At 44.3% G+C, this 15,865-nt stretch carries 11 protein-coding genes; 7 read left to right on the top strand and 4 right to left on the bottom strand.

The genetic code is table 11. The annotated features are described in order from the left end of the window. Genes DBR43_RS27615 through DBR43_RS27605 form a run of 3 tightly spaced genes read right to left on the bottom strand, consistent with a single transcriptional unit; the run spans nt 1 to nt 3,680 of the window. Nucleotides 1–972 carry a Gfo/Idh/MocA family protein gene (locus tag DBR43_RS27615; RefSeq protein WP_124586567.1) on the bottom strand — a complete coding sequence of 324 codons (972 nt, stop codon included), beginning with the start codon at nt 970–972 and terminating at the stop codon, nt 1–3. 56 nt (nt 973–1,028) lie between these two features. Next, entirely contained in the window at nt 1,029–1,862 is an 834-nt protein-coding gene (locus DBR43_RS27610; protein WP_124586566.1) for a DUF6929 family protein, read from the bottom strand. A 3-nt stretch (nt 1,863–1,865) separates the two neighbouring features. Further along, the gene (locus DBR43_RS27605) at nt 1,866–3,680 is read right to left on the bottom strand and encodes a serine hydrolase domain-containing protein (protein WP_124586565.1); all 1,815 of its coding nucleotides are present in this window, start codon (nt 3,678–3,680) and stop codon (nt 1,866–1,868) included. Between the two features lie 178 nt (nt 3,681–3,858). On the opposite strand from DBR43_RS27605, the gene DBR43_RS27600 reads away from it, so the two are divergent. From DBR43_RS27600 to DBR43_RS27575, 6 genes are all read left to right on the top strand, one after another. Continuing rightward, entirely contained in the window at nt 3,859–4,812 is a 954-nt protein-coding gene (locus DBR43_RS27600) for a hypothetical protein (protein ID WP_124586564.1), read from the top strand. Nucleotides 4,813–4,906: 94 nt separating this feature from the next. Next, nucleotides 4,907–6,313 carry a PP2C family protein-serine/threonine phosphatase gene (locus DBR43_RS27595; RefSeq protein WP_124586563.1) on the top strand — a complete coding sequence of 469 codons (1,407 nt, stop codon included), beginning with the start codon at nt 4,907–4,909 and terminating at the stop codon, nt 6,311–6,313. A gap of 5 nt (nt 6,314–6,318) precedes the next feature. Further along, nucleotides 6,319–10,389 (top strand): FtsW/RodA/SpoVE family cell cycle protein, encoded by a 4,071-nt coding sequence (locus DBR43_RS27590; RefSeq protein ID WP_124586562.1) that lies wholly within the window; start codon nt 6,319–6,321, stop codon nt 10,387–10,389. A 34-nt stretch (nt 10,390–10,423) separates the two neighbouring features. Then, nucleotides 10,424–11,215, top strand: a complete 792-nt coding sequence (locus DBR43_RS27585; RefSeq protein WP_124586561.1) for an FHA domain-containing protein — start codon at nt 10,424–10,426, stop codon at nt 11,213–11,215. 15 nt (nt 11,216–11,230) lie between these two features. Further along, nucleotides 11,231–12,778, top strand: a complete 1,548-nt coding sequence (locus tag DBR43_RS27580; RefSeq protein WP_124586560.1) for a serine/threonine protein kinase — start codon at nt 11,231–11,233, stop codon at nt 12,776–12,778. A 3-nt stretch (nt 12,779–12,781) separates the two neighbouring features. Then, nucleotides 12,782–13,702, top strand: a complete 921-nt coding sequence (locus tag DBR43_RS27575; protein ID WP_124586559.1) for an NTF2 fold immunity protein — start codon at nt 12,782–12,784, stop codon at nt 13,700–13,702. Between the two features lie 3 nt (nt 13,703–13,705). Here the strand turns inward: DBR43_RS27575 and DBR43_RS33075 are convergent, their stop codons facing one another. After that, nucleotides 13,706–14,197 (bottom strand): protease, encoded by a 492-nt coding sequence (locus DBR43_RS33075; protein WP_158622613.1) that lies wholly within the window; start codon nt 14,195–14,197, stop codon nt 13,706–13,708. Nucleotides 14,198–14,437: 240 nt separating this feature from the next. Here DBR43_RS33075 and DBR43_RS27565 point away from each other — a divergent pair, with 240 nt between their 5' ends. Continuing rightward, the gene (locus DBR43_RS27565) at nt 14,438–15,835 is read left to right on the top strand and encodes a glycosyl hydrolase family 18 protein (protein WP_124586558.1); all 1,398 of its coding nucleotides are present in this window, start codon (nt 14,438–14,440) and stop codon (nt 15,833–15,835) included. Nucleotides 15,836–15,865 lie beyond the last annotated feature (30 nt).

Genomic DNA, 15,865 nt, shown 5'->3' with positions numbered 1-15,865 from the left:
TCATTTAGTGAAGCTATCCATTAGTCTCATAGACAATATTGCCTGTTCTGCCGAACATGGGTTTTCTGCCTGGTCCAGGAAATAAGCCGTTACTTTTTCAATCATAGGTTGCTGTACATGTTCCAGTGCCTCGAAAGCAAAGACCTCTGTTTTTCCCTCTTTGCTCAGCGTCACCTTATTCCCAAATACAGGAAAGCTGATCCTTCCATTGGAACCTATAATTTCACAAACATCCTTTTTATCCTGTTCAGAAACAGAGAAACACCAGGTGCCCGTAAAAACTACTCCATTCTTAAACAGAATCTGTCCGGTCACCAGATCATCTACTTTTGCCCTGCCCGACTGGTTCAGGGAGAAACCTGCAGACTGGTCAAATTCCCCAAAGAAATAGACCATCAGGTCCAGCTGATGAGGCGCCAGGTCATGAAATAGACCTCCACCGGAAATGGCGGGATCTAACCTCCAGTTGCTCTCCACATTGGCAATCAGGTCTGATTGCTGAGGTTGCAACATCTGCAGGCTGGCAAAACGAACATCACCAATAACGCCCACTTCAAGAAGTGCTTTGATCTTTAAAAACATTGGCTGAGCCCGGCGGTAATGTGCAACCGTAAGTTTGGTGTTGTATAACATCGATGCTTCTTCCATCCTCAACCCGGATTCCGCATTTAATGTCATTGGTTTTTCTACATAAACAGGCTTTCCGGCAGCAAGGGCAAGCTGGCAGTACGCTTCATGCTGGGCAGGTGGTGTTGCAATGTAAACCGCATTTACTTCAGGATCATTGATCAGCTCTTCCACATCAGCATACCATTTTGGTACCCCATGTCTGAAAGCGTAATCTTCTGCCTTTGCCGCGTCTCTGCGCATCACTGCTACCAAAGAAGAATTAGGAACTTTATTAAAAGCAGGACCGCTTTTAACTTCTGTAACATCGCCACAACCGATCATTCCCCATTTAATTTCCTGCATATTTCACGTAGTTTTCTCAGCGAAAATACGAATATCACCCAGAATTAAAACCTGTTTTAACGTTTCAGTTTTAACAAATAGATATCTGCCTGCAGCTGATCGCTGTCGTTATCTTCACACAGCAGAAAGGAGATTTCATTTTTTCCTTTATGCTGTAAAGTTAATCCTTCAAATTTGTGCCGGTCGGAGATTTGCCGGCTGAAGTCTATCTTCATTGTTTTGAGGTCGATCCGACCAATGATGCTGCCTAAAACCTCCCCGTCATTATAGGTAGAGTTGGTGTTTTCGGCTGCCGCAAGGAAGTAGAGTTTATCGCCCAGTGCAATGGCATCTGTAAAGCCTGTGCGAATACCTTTGATCTCAGGAAGCGCTAAGCGATTGAACGTAATTTTAGCCTCAGTGCTTAACTGCCTGCCAGACACGGTAAAAACAATATTTTGTCCGGAATTGCCATTTCCACGGTTAAAGAAATACCAGTTCTCCCCGGTATGTGCCACCCCTTCAATATTGAAATTTTCAGCGCTCAGGCCAGCGAGCGTCTGCATCGCTTTATACAAAGCGGATAAATCCTTAACCGCCGTTATTTCTTTTGTGCTTGCATTTAGCTGAACCATTTTGGTCCTGTTTTCCGTAGAACCGGATCCAAAGAGATAAAATGAACCGTCGTAAAAGGTAAGGGCTTCAAAATCTGGTTTGAGCTTCTTCGCTATATTCTCCGCAGGATTTTCGCTTAAGGCATATCGTTTCAAGGCAGATGATTTGAGCTCATATTCATAGAAATAAGCACTATTGTCGCCAATAACATGTAAGGAATTGTCTTTTAAAAACAAACCGGATGCAGAACCTATTCCAATAATCTGGAACAACAGCTCAAGTGTGAACCTATACATTGTCTAATCTAAAGTTTTTAAAATTTTTGCCGCATTGCTGTTGTTTGGGTTTAACTTCAAAGATTTAAGGTAGTTTTCCTTGCTGAGTTTTTTATCGCCATTGGCGAGGTAAGCCTCCCCTAAACTATCATATACATCGTCATTTTCTGGATAAAGAAAAGTATTCACTTTAAACAGGTCTATTGCTTTTTGTATCTCCTTGCTGCGCAGCAAGCGATAACCCATATCGTTGATGTACCGCAGATCGACCAACTGATAATCAGGATGCTCTTTTTTCATTTGCTGATAAGCAGCCAGGGCCTGATCAAACTGTCCTTCGAGGATGAATTCATAAGGAACTTTTTCTTCCGCTTTCAGCAAGGGGTTGATGTATTTAACCTTGTCTGTTCCCCATACAAAAGCAAGGTGTTTTACCTGATCGGCGGGGTTAACCACCACTTTAACCTTATAGTCGGAACTGCTTAAAGTCACAAAAGTATTTTCTTCAATTTTAAATAACTGCTCAGGTTCTTCCGAGTTTTTCCTCAAAAACAGCTTTCCTCCCTCCTCATAGATTCTCATCAGGTCATACCTGTCTGTCCGGTACCGCCCGGACATGTATTGAAGATTTTCTTTGCTGATCTCCAGTTTTTGATAAGCCGGTGGTACATAATCTGGCCAGTGATAAGCCTCAGCCACCGAGCGGATCAGCTCATCAACCAGCGGAGGCTGGTTGCCATTGGTCAGGATCACCACGCCATCTCCACTGTCTTTGGCCGCTGTAAAACGACTCGAGAAACCCTCATTCCAGCCGCCATGACCAAAGTAATGATCATTTCCTTTCTTTTCCAGGAAGATGCCCAGGCCTTCAAAATCTTCAATAAAAGGACTGACCATTTTAATTGCCATCTCCTGGGAAAGCACCTTTTTACTTTGCCCTTTGATGGTCAGCTGTAAATCTATGGCAAACTTTGCAAGGTCTTCTGCCGTGGTCCATAAGCCTGCAGGAGCCATTTCAGGATAAGTATGCCTTTTCCCTCCGGTCTCTTTGCCATCAGGAAGATATCCCGTAGCGGCAAACTTCAACCTGTCTGCCGGTAAAGGCTGACTATAACTACTGTTCTTCATCCCCAACGGGCCCAGTACCATTTCATTCATGATCTGCGGAAAAGGCTTTCCTTCCAGGTCGATCAGCATTTGCTGCATCACACAATAACCCCCACCGGAATACCTGAAAGTCCCGCCCGGTACTTTGTCAACACGGATGGGCGGAGAATTTGCCGGCTTTTCGCCGTTAAGCACCTGTATTAAGCTGGGTATTTTTTCAGAAACCTGGTAGCCTGCAAAACCACCTACGGTAAGTCCGCCGCTATGGCTTAGTAAATGTCTGATATTCACTTTCTTTTCTTTGGTAAATTCATTATCCGGAAGCTTCCATGACTGGAGATAGCGGTTCACGTCTTCCGCTTCGTCTATCTTTCCAAGCTCAACTTCCTTTAATGCGGCGTAGGCACTGACAGGTTTGCTGATCGAGGCGGCCTGAAACAAGGTCTGGTTCGTTACAGGCTGTTTACTGCCGCGGTCCATTACCCCGTAACTCTTTGCCCAAACCACTTTTGAACCTTTAATCACAGCAATACTCAGTCCGGGGACACCATAATGTTTCATCCTCCCTTCAATTGTCCAAACCGGGTCTCCCACAAAACGATTGGCAGTTCTCAATCCGTTTTCTACTTTTTTTATCTCTGCCTTCGTCCTGCTATCGTATTGTGCATAAATAGTTGAACATTGTAAGAAAATGAGCAGGAATAAACCGAATACTGAAGTGTTTTTTTTCATCTTTGCAATAATTGTGATAACTCGCTGTTAAAGAAAGTAAACTATGCCAATATAACCAATTTAGCTTAAAACAGACAGACAGTGAATCCCATTAAAACAGCAATTGTGGATATTTGTTGATATATATTATTACTCAATATCACTATATTCAATTCATATTTGATACTTAAGATTAAAAATGACGACTAAACCCACTTTTTGGCAACGTATAGGCATTCAGGATTGGTTCTTAAATGACAACGGTCCCAAGTCATCTGCCAAGTTAAAGCCACTTACGCCCAATATCGTTTATAAATACATCATCCAGCAATTTCAGGAATCTATTGCTGAACTCTCCTTCGCGGAACGCATTGTCTTTTTTCATGAATTTATCATTTGCCTCAATGCAGATGATTACAGGGAATTTGTAGACAACAAAAAAGGCATATTAGGACTTGTTGCGCAGGAATCTGTAGATAACTTCTACGTAATCCTGAACAAACAAGCCGCTACCGGAAAAAAAGTAGAACCCTCCAGCAATAAATGGGTTTTCCGCTTTGTGTCCCATCCGGATTACCGTCGCGGGGACATCAGCTTTATCGGTAAACTATTGCCAGACAGCAACCTGAAAGACGAGAACCTAAGGGTTACTTTTATTCCAAGACAAACAGGCCTGGCCCAGACTTTTGACATGGACAATGACCTGTTGAAAGACTTTATCTTTTACAGTGAGGGCTATTATGAGATCCCTTATATGGCCGACTTAAAAATGCCGGATAAAGCGCCTGTGGAAAACAAAAAGACAAACGTTCTGGCCCGTTTTGAAACCACTTTGCCCAATAAAGCCTATGCTGGTCAGAAACTGGAATACCTGATGAGAGCAGAAGATATTGTCATCTCCGGAAATGAAGAAACAAGTGAAGGCGCACATATTTTCAAGATCCCCTCAGAATGGGTCAACAGCCCTCACCTTAAGATCCATTACAACAATGCCGAAGATAAATTCTACCTGGCCTCTTTTGGAGAAAAAACAATAGTAAATGAAAACCTGGTAGAACGCAGCGATATCTATGGTCCGAAATGGATCGAACTTCCCCTGAATTCCAGGATTATACTTAACGGAATCATCGGCATCAATATTTTTAAACCCTGATATATGTCGCATGCTTTATCAATAGCGTTATTAGTACTCTGTGTGGTCTTGCTGATCGCACATTTCAACGACATTAAAAACTCGCCCAAATAGAATGGAGAATAATTATTTTGGAATAACTGACACTGGAAAAGTTCGTGACAATAATGAAGATACCTTTATTGCAGAACGCACATCAGACAACGACTTTGTAATTGCCTGTGTTATTGATGGTGTTGGCGGATATTCAGGCGGCGAGATCGCAGCAGACATTACCAGAAAATCGATCCTTCATCATCTGGCCCATCCTCAAGGGGATTTGCCCGGCCTGATGAGGGAAGCAATCCTTGCTGCAGATGCGCAGATTATCCTGGAAAAACAAAGGGTAAAAGGACATGAAAACATGGCCTGTGTACTCACACTGGCAGTAGTTGACCTTCATAAAAACAAACTTTATTATGTACATGTGGGCGATACGAGACTATATCTTCTTCGCGACAATTCCCTAATAAAGATTTCTAAAGACCAGTCTTTTGTAGGCTTCATGGAAGATTCCGGACGACTTACGGAAGAACAGGCGATGCAACACCCTAAACGTAATGAGATCAACAAAGCCCTTGGCTTTGGCATGGGAATGGCCGGTCAGGAAGATTATCTGGAAACCGGGGAGTCCCCTTTCCTTCCTGGAGATCTGCTGTTGCTGTGCAGTGACGGCTTATCGGATATGGTCAATAGCCAGGAAATGATCCGCATCTTAACAACAGACAATTCCATAAGAGAAAAAGGTGCGCAGCTGATCAATGCGGCAAATCAAAATGGAGGCCTGGACAACATTACGGTAGTATTGGTGAAAAATGACAAGCAATCGCAGGTCCATGAAGCCACCAAACCTGCTGCAAAATCTAAAAAGACGAACCCGGTTCCTGCAGTGGTAGAAAATGCAGCGCTTCCGCCAGCCCGGCCAGTCCAAAAAAGCAACAGGAATACGGTTGCCCTGCTTTCCGGGCTCTGCCTGATTCTGCTGGCTGCCTGTATCTATTTATTTTGGCAAAAACACCAGTTGTCGACACCTGTTCAGCCCGTTAAGACTGTTCACAGCAGAAATGCTCAGGAACTAAAACTTCAGGATGCCTTAAACAACCTGAAAGGAAATACCCTGACTTTAACGGATTCTATGTTCAAATCACCGGTCATACTGACTGAATCTTTACATTTCACTAAAGACTCTCTGTTCCTGATTGCTAAAAATCAGATCGTTATAAAAAGCGACTCTACCTTTCGCGGAAATGCGATGATCATCCAGCCGGCAAGTACTTATGTCTACCTGGAGAACATCACTTTTGAAGATTTCAATACGGCCATTTCCTCTCAAAACAATGCATTGGTGTTAAAAAACGTTCAGTTCAAAAACTCACCGAATGCCATACAGACGATTTATGACCTGCCGGCAAAAGGATACATCAACGGAAAGATCTCCAGGAGTACTTTTAAAGCTGATTCTATTCCCAATACGTACAAATAACAAATATGGGAGAAAGCACACCTACCACCGGAAGCAGAAAAACGGAGCGTAAGCTCATCCTATTGGCGTCAATCATATTAGGAGCGCTGTTCGTTACGCTTTTCGGGACGCTGCAGAAAGGTTTTGTCGACGTAGATTCCAGATTGAAAAATGGAACGATGGTCAACATCAACGATAAAAACCCCGGTCAGCTCATTAAAACACTTTTGGAAAAAGGTTATTATTTTGAGGATAAGAAAGACATTGCATTAATTTCGGCGGTCGTAAGCAAGGGAAGCAAATCCTTTAAAGAACCGATCGATAATGTTGGGGAATTGAATAAACGCAGGTTTTTTATTGATGCGGATGAAGCCTTTCAAAAAGGCGGACAAAACTTTAAAAAGAGGGTCCTTGATTCCCGCGCGTTGCTGGGCTATACCGGTGAGGATTCTGTGCTTTTCAAAAAAGAAAGCCTCAACCCAACCGCCATGAAAGCGGAAATAGCGGTCAACCAGGGACAATACGATATTTCCGGGAAAGTAATCGATACTGCCGGGAAGCCGGTATCAGGGGTCCTGATCAAACTGCAGATGATTTTGCCACAAGACAGTACCGATAATGACCTGGAACAGGCAAAACCAGCATTAAGAACCTATGCCAGAACGAATGCAGAAGGCTATTTTGCGTTCAATAAATTACCGGATGACCAGGCATTTGCCATCCTCCCTATGCAACCCGGATATCAGTTCGGGAAATCACAGGGCGTACAGGAATTGCAAAAAGACGTTAGTTTTGTCTTTAAACAAACCCCACATAGCATCCGGCTTTTTTCTGCACGTGATTTTAAAATCCTGAAAAAAGAAAAGTCCCTGATTGTACGAAGTATGGCGGACTATAACCAATGGTACTGGATCATTACCGGCTGCTTTTTCCTTGGATTTTTTCTGCTTCACCTGGTGATGAGCCTTAAATTTCCGCAGGCAGATCAGTTGATCCTTCCCGTAGTGATGCTCATGACCGGCTTGTCGTTCATTACCCTGCTCAGTTTGCAGGACCCGCTCAGAGATCGTTTTCTGGCTAAAGATACCCTGATGTTTTTTGGAATGGGGATCCTTGGCATGTGTGTACTGCTGTTTATTAAGTTCCGCAAGTTTACGGTTGATTCCCGCATTTACAGAATGCTGGTGATCCCTAAAAACACGGGCAAAGCCAATGGCTGGCAATGGGCAGGTATGGCATTAGCGCTCCTGACATTGACCATCGTATTTGGAACCGGTCCGGAAGGCAGTGGCGTAAAAGTAAACCTCTTTGGTGTACAGCCGAGCGAAATTGTCAAATATGCAATTATCCTCTTTCTTGCCGGGTTCTTCGCGAGCAATGAAAAATTCATTACAGAATACCGGACCTGGAAAAAACGCTGGTATTTCTTCTCTTTTGCACTGGCAGCAATGGCCATCGCCATTTTACTATACCTTGTGCTGGGAGATCTTGGACCGGCAATGGTCATCTGTTTTACCTTTATCATTCTCTTTTCTTTCTCCCGTGGGGATTTTATGATGATGCTGATTGCCATCATCACTTATACCTTAACTGTATGGTTTTTGAACATCTGGCTGGCCAGTCTGATCACGATATTACTGGTGGCCCTGGCCATGCTGCTGAATAAGAAAAGAACGAGCGAATCTGCCATTATGATCATGATGGTCATCGCAGGCTTCCTGCTGATCGATCAGATTCCTTACCTCGATAAGCTCATCCCCGGACCGGTAAACCGCCTTACGGAACGTAAATCGATCTGGCAGGATCCATGGAACAATGAAGTATACGGAGGTGATCAGGTAGCAAATGGAATCTGGGCAATGTCTGTAGGCGGCATTACGGGCCAGGGAGCAGGTGAAGGTTTTGCAAAAAGCATCCCGGAAGCGCATACCGATATGATTCTTCCGGCAATAGGTGAAGATTTCGGATGGGCAGGTATCGTAGGGGTCTTTATCCTTTTCCTGGTCTTTTTAAACCGTGCCATTAATATAGGCCGGCAAACCGGGACTCCTTTTCTATTCTATTTATGTTCCGGCATCGGCATCAGTATGTTCGCTCAGTTTTTGCTGATCGCAGGAGGATCAACAGGTGCCCTGCCTTTATCGGGAGTAGCCCTCCCCTTTATCAGCTATGGTGGTTCCTCGCTGGTCGCAAATATGCTGGCTGCAGGATTGCTGCTATCGGTTTCTTCCATCCGTGGAACAGCCGTTCAGATGGAGTTCATTACCAAACAGCAGGATAAAAATCTTGTTCCCGCGCTTTTATCGGCCAGCATTGCAGTGCTGCTGCTTACCATAACGGTATCCCGGTACATCGCCAACAACGAAAAATGGGTAGTGCAACCTGCCCTGGTGGCAGACCGGAGTGGCTTGCGGATGTTCAGTTATAACCCCCGTATTGCCATCCTTATGAACAAACTGGAAGCAGGTCAGCTGTACGATAGAAACGGACAGGTACTGGCTACAAGTAACCCGGACCTGATTAGAAAACAGGAAGGCCTGTTGAATGAATCCGGACTGAATTACAACCTCGATTCTGCAATGCATAAAAGGGTAGACCGGTATTATCCTTTTGAAGAACAGGCTTTCTTCTGGGTTGGTGATGCCAATACCGGAGTCTTCAACGGAAGCACGAACGGCTATTTTGCCGAATATGAGCATGCTGCCGAATTGAGGGGTTTCCATACGCCAACGAGCTCTTTTAACACCATCGCCAACCGATATCACGAAGATCGTTTTCTTCCAAGAGGGGTAAAAGAGATGACGGTGAGCAAAAGAGATTATAAAGCATTGGCCCCGCTCCTGCTGGCTGGTGTAAACAGTGATGAAGTTGCGGCCTTTAAAAAGAGAAACAGGGATGTTAAACTCGCGGTTGATGCGAGGCTACAAACGGCCATCCAGCATTCCATTGCCACTGATGATTCTTTAAAGAAGAGCCGTGTATCTGTGGTGATTATGGAGGATGAGACCGGCGATGTACTGACCTCTGCAGTTTATCCTTTGCCAACGGTTAAGGACTGGGATTTACTCACCATGACAACTGCCGAACAGAACAGGTTATCGGGATGGTATACCAATACCGATCTTGGCTTTACCTATGCAACACAGCCGGGCTCTACGGCAAAGGTATTGACCGCCATGGCTGCCTTTAACAAACTCGGACTTGCAGCGGCCAATAAAACATATACGGTCAGCAGTGCTGAGCGAATCCGGACAAAGGGCATTGAGCCTGATGAAACGGGAACGATCAATATGGAACGCGCATTGGTCAAATCAAACAACGTTTATTTTATCAAACTGGCCAATCAGGAGCAGTTGCAGGAAGATATGGCGGCTTTGTACCTGAAAACAGGAATGTTTTTAAGAGGTGTGGGCGGTTATTATTATAATAAAGGAGCCAACAACGAAAAGCAGGAAGAAAAATGGCTGACCTATTGGAAGAAGACGGAGTTTAATACCAAACCAAAATACGATCCGGCCAATATCAGAAAGACCCGTGCCAAAGGAATCTCCGGAATGGCCTGGGGACAGGGCGAACTGATTGCCACCCCTGCCGCAGTTGCCAGACTGGCTTCCGGAGTGGCCAATAAGGGCGTCATGGTTCCCAATCGCTTTGTATTGAAAATCAGCGATTCCTTAACCGGAGTTCAGCCTGGAATTAAACTGGCCAACGATCCTAAGTATGCCGCTTTACTCACAGAATATATGGTAAAACAAAGCATCAATAAGTCTTATACCTTAGGGCTTAAGGTTGCAGGAAAAAGCGGAACACCGGAAAGGGTTTGGAAAGCAGCAAGGATCAACGACGGCTGGTACGTGTTTTTTGCGCAGAAGAAATCCGGCAAAGGACATATCGTGGTTTGTATCCGGATAGAGTCAACCAGAGGCTCAAGCAGAGCAGTATTGCTGGCGGGTAAACATGTGGTGCCTGCCCTGCTGAAACTGGGTTATGTGAGTGATTTGGAAGAAGCAAAGACAAAGGTCGTTAAGGCCAAAACCATTAAGAGCGCAAAAACGGATAGTATCGCTCCTCCGGAAGCGCCTGAAATAGAACAATAGATTAATAGAAAAGATTAAGAAAAGATACATGAGCATGTTTAACCTATTTGGAAAAGAACCATCAGAAAAACCTCAGGACGTAAAAGCAGTGAGAGAGGCACTTCTTGTTTTTATTAAGCAGGAATTGCAAAAACTGGAAGGTGGAGAAGGAAAACATATAAAAGGATTTCAGCTGTTCATTGCCTGTCTTCCGGTAGAAAAGTACTTGTATGAATCTGCTGTTTTTATGGAGGAAGAAGGCCGCTTCAGGAAGGAAGTTCAACGGCTGGCGGATGACTTTGCCATTGATCTGCCTGAGCACTGGACGATAGAAAGTCTGTTCGTTCCGGAACTTCCGGCAGACCTGATTAAGATGGCCAGCCTTGAAGTGGGATTGTATATTAAAACTCCGGAGCATGCCATTGTGCAGCATTCTGAAACCGCAAAGATCAGGGTCCTGAACGGAGAAGCAGAGCAGGCGGAATACCTGATTACATCTGCGGATGGAAAGATCAATATCGGAAGAGAAAGGAAAGTGCAGGATGCAGAGGGTTTTATCAGGGAAAATAAAATTGCTTTTCCCGACTCCAGCAGCAATGAAGGTAATAAATACATCAGCAGACAACATGCACATATTGAGTGGAATAAGGAAGCAGGGGCCTTTATTTTATTTGCCGACGAGGGCGGCGTTCCACCAAGAAATAAAGTAAAAATCAGATCTACAGCGGATCATAACCCGGTTAAACTTACCTTTACAGAACTTGGACACCCTTTACAGGAGGGGGACCAGATTATTTTGGGCGAATCGGCGGTGTTAGAATTCAGTTATGTTTCAAACCCTTCATAAAACGACAATCATACCATGAGCAAAATATTTACCATAGCAGAGGGATTAGAGAATATGGGTGCTTTACGCACCGGCGGACAGGGTTCTGTTTATAAGGGTAAAAGAATGGGCACCATCATTACGGCGGTGAAAATCATACCTACTCCTATCCATTCTGAAGATACAGAAGATAAAAACTACAGGAACTTCAAAAATGAAGTAGAAAAACTGGAGAAAGTAAATCAGATTCCAAATCCCAATGTCGTGAAAATCCTCAATTCCGGATTGACAGAAAGTGGTTCATTCCCTTTCATAGAAATGGAATATATAGAAGGCCCCGACCTGGAGGATTTACTAAAACCACCGCACAGCCCGGTATTCACCATAAGGGAAACGATTAAACTGGCAGAACAGCTGTCCAATGCTTTGGCACATTGCCATAAAGTAGGTGTTAAACACGGGGACATTAAAAGTAATAACGTAAAGTTCAATGTGTATACAGGCAATTATATCCTGCTCGACTTCGGTTTGGCGATCATGTCTGATGAACAACGAAGAAGCAGTGTGCGGCATGCGGGTGCGGTAGAATTTATGGCACCGGAACAGCACGACGGAGAGATGTTCTTCCAGACGGATGTCTACAGTTTCGGAGTGATTCTTTATGAACTTCTGGCAGGTACGGTTCCTTTCCCGCTGATCAATAAAGCGGAGAACTCGCGCAACTCGGTCATGCTTTCACATATGGAAAAGCCAGTGCCGGATTTATTAAGCCTTCGCCGCAACCAATTGCCCGAAAGCTGGTCTCCTGCTGTGCGCGATTATGAAATGAAAGTGCCGGTATGGCTCCTGGATCTGATCAAAAGATGCCTGGAGAAAGCACCGGAAAAAAGGTTTGCCAATGGCGAAGCTTTACATGATGCCATTGCCCGTAACAACATAGAAAACATGGCGATACCACCAGTCGCGCCAGTAGTTCCCGTTGCTCCGGTATCTACCCCGGTAATAGCCGAAAGTCCTTCTAATGCGGTAAAGGTATCGAAACCATTGTTTACCCTGATGATACTTGCATTGGTAGGCCTTAGTGCATTTACCGGATATGCTTTACTGTTTAAAGATCAGGTGGATAAAGACAAGGCAAATGCGGCACTGCATAAAGACAGCATCAATACCACTAAGCCTGTTCATGAGGAAGTCGTAACTGAGCCCGAACCGGATACCACAAATGCGGTGAAACCGATCATATTGGATACAACAGATCAGCAGACCAATGTGGATTCTCTGCAAAAGGAATATGAACGACAAATGGGGATAGCGGCCAAAGCAGCGGCAGCACCTAAGAAAGAAGTAAATGCAGAACCCATCATCGTTAGTGAAGGAAAGAAATACAAGCTGCCTAAATCAGCGCTTTATTTTTACGATTCCCCAAGCACGGACGCGCCGAGACATGGCGTTTTAGGCTTATGGGTGAATACTAAGTTCACGGTTGTAGATGAGCAGAATGGTTTTATTTATGTGAGTCATAAAGATAATGATGGTCAGGTAACGAAAGGTTGGTTGAATAAAAGTGATTTGAAAGAACAATAGAATATGAGTACCCTTCAATTTAAGGACAAAAGCTTTACAGCTGAAGAGATCAAAGACATCGCAGCACAGAAAAAACTGCTGGGACTTTCCTTTCAAAACTGCCCGGTTACCGATGAGGATATCCTGGTCTTATCCGGCTTACCCAAACTGGTTAACTTATCACTGGAAAACACCAGTATCACAGACCTGTCGCTGGAGCATTTATCCAGGTTCCCTTCATTAAAGTACCTGTTCATTACGGGGGCTGAGCTCAATGGATCTGGTTTCAAATCATTTGAGAACAATAAAAAGATCGATTGCATCTGGGCATGCAGTACGAAACTCAATGACGAAGGGCTTCGTTTGCTGGCGAACATCCCTAAACTGGGGACTGTCCTGATTCGGGATACGGAAGTCACGTTTGAGGGCTTACTTTCCGTGGCTCATAATCCACGGATCAAGGTGGGTACCGGTGAGCTGTTTAGTCCGGAGCAAGTGGCGCAGTTTGAACAGGAACAAAGAGATCAGGCAAAATCAAAAAAGACCTTCATTCCGGAAGAAGTGGAGAAAGCAAAGACGGTACTCCTCTCCTTTTTTGAGGCCATCACAGAATGGGAAAAGTATGCGGATGAATCCTCCTCAGGACCCCGGCCATTTGCCCCGGACCTTAAGCCCAAATGTGAAGCGATATTTAACCGGTATTGTACCGAGAAAAACAGAGCAGGATACAGGCCCACAGGTGTAACTTTCTCCGGAGGACCGGATTATTCCTATGGAACGCAGCAATTTACAGATGTGGAACAGCCTTCAAAAAACAAAATCCTTTTTTACACTAAGAACCATATAGACTTTCAATACCGCTATATTCTCGTAAAAAAAGAAAACGAATGGAAAGTAGATGAATGCCAATGGCATTCTACGGGTTGGAAGAAGTACGGATTGTAAAGCTTAGTTTATCAAAAAAACAACACTATCCTTAACCACTAAACCGCTCATGTTCTGTCCGGTATAAACAATGCTATATTTCCCTGCTTTTTTTATCGGATAAGCTTTTAACACATCCACATCTACTGAAAGACTATCGCCGGGGTTGAGCTTAAGATAGCTTTCTGCCGGTGGCGGCATCATTCTCTTAGCCATAGGCCCCTGGTACCCTATTTCTGCCCCGCTTTCATCTTTTACATCCAGATACTTACTCAGTAATGGCTCAAAAGGCGTATGCCATTTGCAGAACTGTTTTACACTATCCGTCTGGTTATAGACGGTGAATTTCAACTTTACTGCCGCTCCTTCTTTAATCTTTTCATCAACAGACATCCTGGCAAAAAACTCTTTTTCAGCGGCAGGTTTTGCTGCATTAGGATTTGGCACCCTGGTGTTTTGGCTGCATGCCGATAACAACAGGACTGTGGCAGATAATATAGGAATGATCTTTCTCATGCTATAAATGTATTCATTCTACAGAGATTTATTGAAATGATTTTATGGCGCATCATGAATTTTAAGCCGACTGACAATTCCCCGCTTAAATCCATAAATACGAGGGAATAGCTTGTATTTCAAGCGTATCGGAATTTATCTTCATTTTACTTCATAATTAATTAAACATAAATTTATTCTTGTTTTATGAGCTTTATTGTGTTAAATTAATATTAAATCCCTAACGTAAATTCAAATATCATGAAAACAAACAATCAATTAAGGTCCATTTTATTACCTGCATTATTGCTGCTATGCCTGGCCTCATGTAAAACTAAACAGCCTGATTTTGCTTCACCGGAAGATCAGGCCAGGAACTCAAAGCAGTCGGGCGTTCAGGCCATCGCTGCTGCAGATTTTAAGGTCATAGGTTATGTGCCTTCCTGGGCAGGAGAAGTAAACCAGATCCAGTTCAGTAAACTTACCCACATTAATTACGCTTTTATTCTTCCTACCAGTTCCGGAGGTTTTCAGGCTTTGGAAAACCCATCGAAGCTTCAGGCCTTAGTTACGGCAGCGCATTCCAACAATGTAAAAGTGCTGGTATCGGTAGGCGGTTGGAACAATGGAAACGACAGTGCCTTTGAGTCCTTTGCCGCAAGTGCAGGCGGACGTACCAATTTTACCAATAACGTAGTCAGCCTTGTCAACCAATACGGATTAGACGGGATAGACATCGATTGGGAATACCCCGACAACGGAAGTTCTGCCAACAATTATTCCCTGCTTATGCAGCAGCTCAGTACAGCGATGCACAACATGGGAAAACTGCTTACTGCCGCAGTGGTCTCTTATAATGGTGCCAGTATCCAGAATAATGTGTTTGGATATGTAGATTTCCTAAACATCATGGCTTATGATGAAAGCGGGGCCAACCATTCCACCTACGATCTTGCCGTACAATCCCTCAACTACTGGAAAGGAAGAGGTCTTCCTGCAGCCAAGGCCAATCTGGGCGTACCATTTTATGGAAGGTCGGCAAATGAATATGTAGACTACAAAACCATTCTCTCGAGAGGCGGAAGTGCCAACTCGGATTCCTTTTCCGGCATTGGTTACAATGGGATCCCAACCATTAAAAACAAGACCAATCTGGCATTTGACCAGGGAGGTGGCATCATGATCTGGGAATTGTCGCAGGATGCTACGGGCGGAAATTCACTGCTGAGCGCGATTAACCAGGTGGTGCTTTCCCGGACAGGAAACCCAGGTGGAAATATTCCTATCGGAACAACAGTAACCTTAAAAGGTTTCAATGCCAAATATGTAAGCGGAGAAAATGGCTTGCAGGCTATGACCTGTAACCGTACTACCGCCTCTCCTACAGAGACCTTTACCGTGATTGATGCCGGTGGCGGTAAAATAGCACTGAGAAGCAAAGGTAAATTTGTTTCATCGGAAAACGGAACTGCGGCGATCACCTGCAGCCGTACTGTTATGGGCGACTGGGAGAAATTTGACTGGGTAGCCAATGCCGATGGCAGTATTTCTTTCAGAGGAAACAATGGAAAATACATCTCCTGTGAAAACGGTACTCAGGCCATGACTTGCAACCGGACCACGATTTCCGGATGGGAAGCTTTTCGGATTAATCAATAAAAAATTCTTGTTTACGACGAAAGCCCTGTT

The sequence above is a fragment of the Pedobacter sp. KBW06 genome (assembly GCF_003852525.1).
In the GTDB taxonomy this organism is placed as follows: domain Bacteria; phylum Bacteroidota; class Bacteroidia; order Sphingobacteriales; family Sphingobacteriaceae; genus Pedobacter.
The sequence above is the reverse complement of the archived record's forward strand: the minus strand, read 5'-3'. Positions and strand labels throughout refer to the sequence as shown.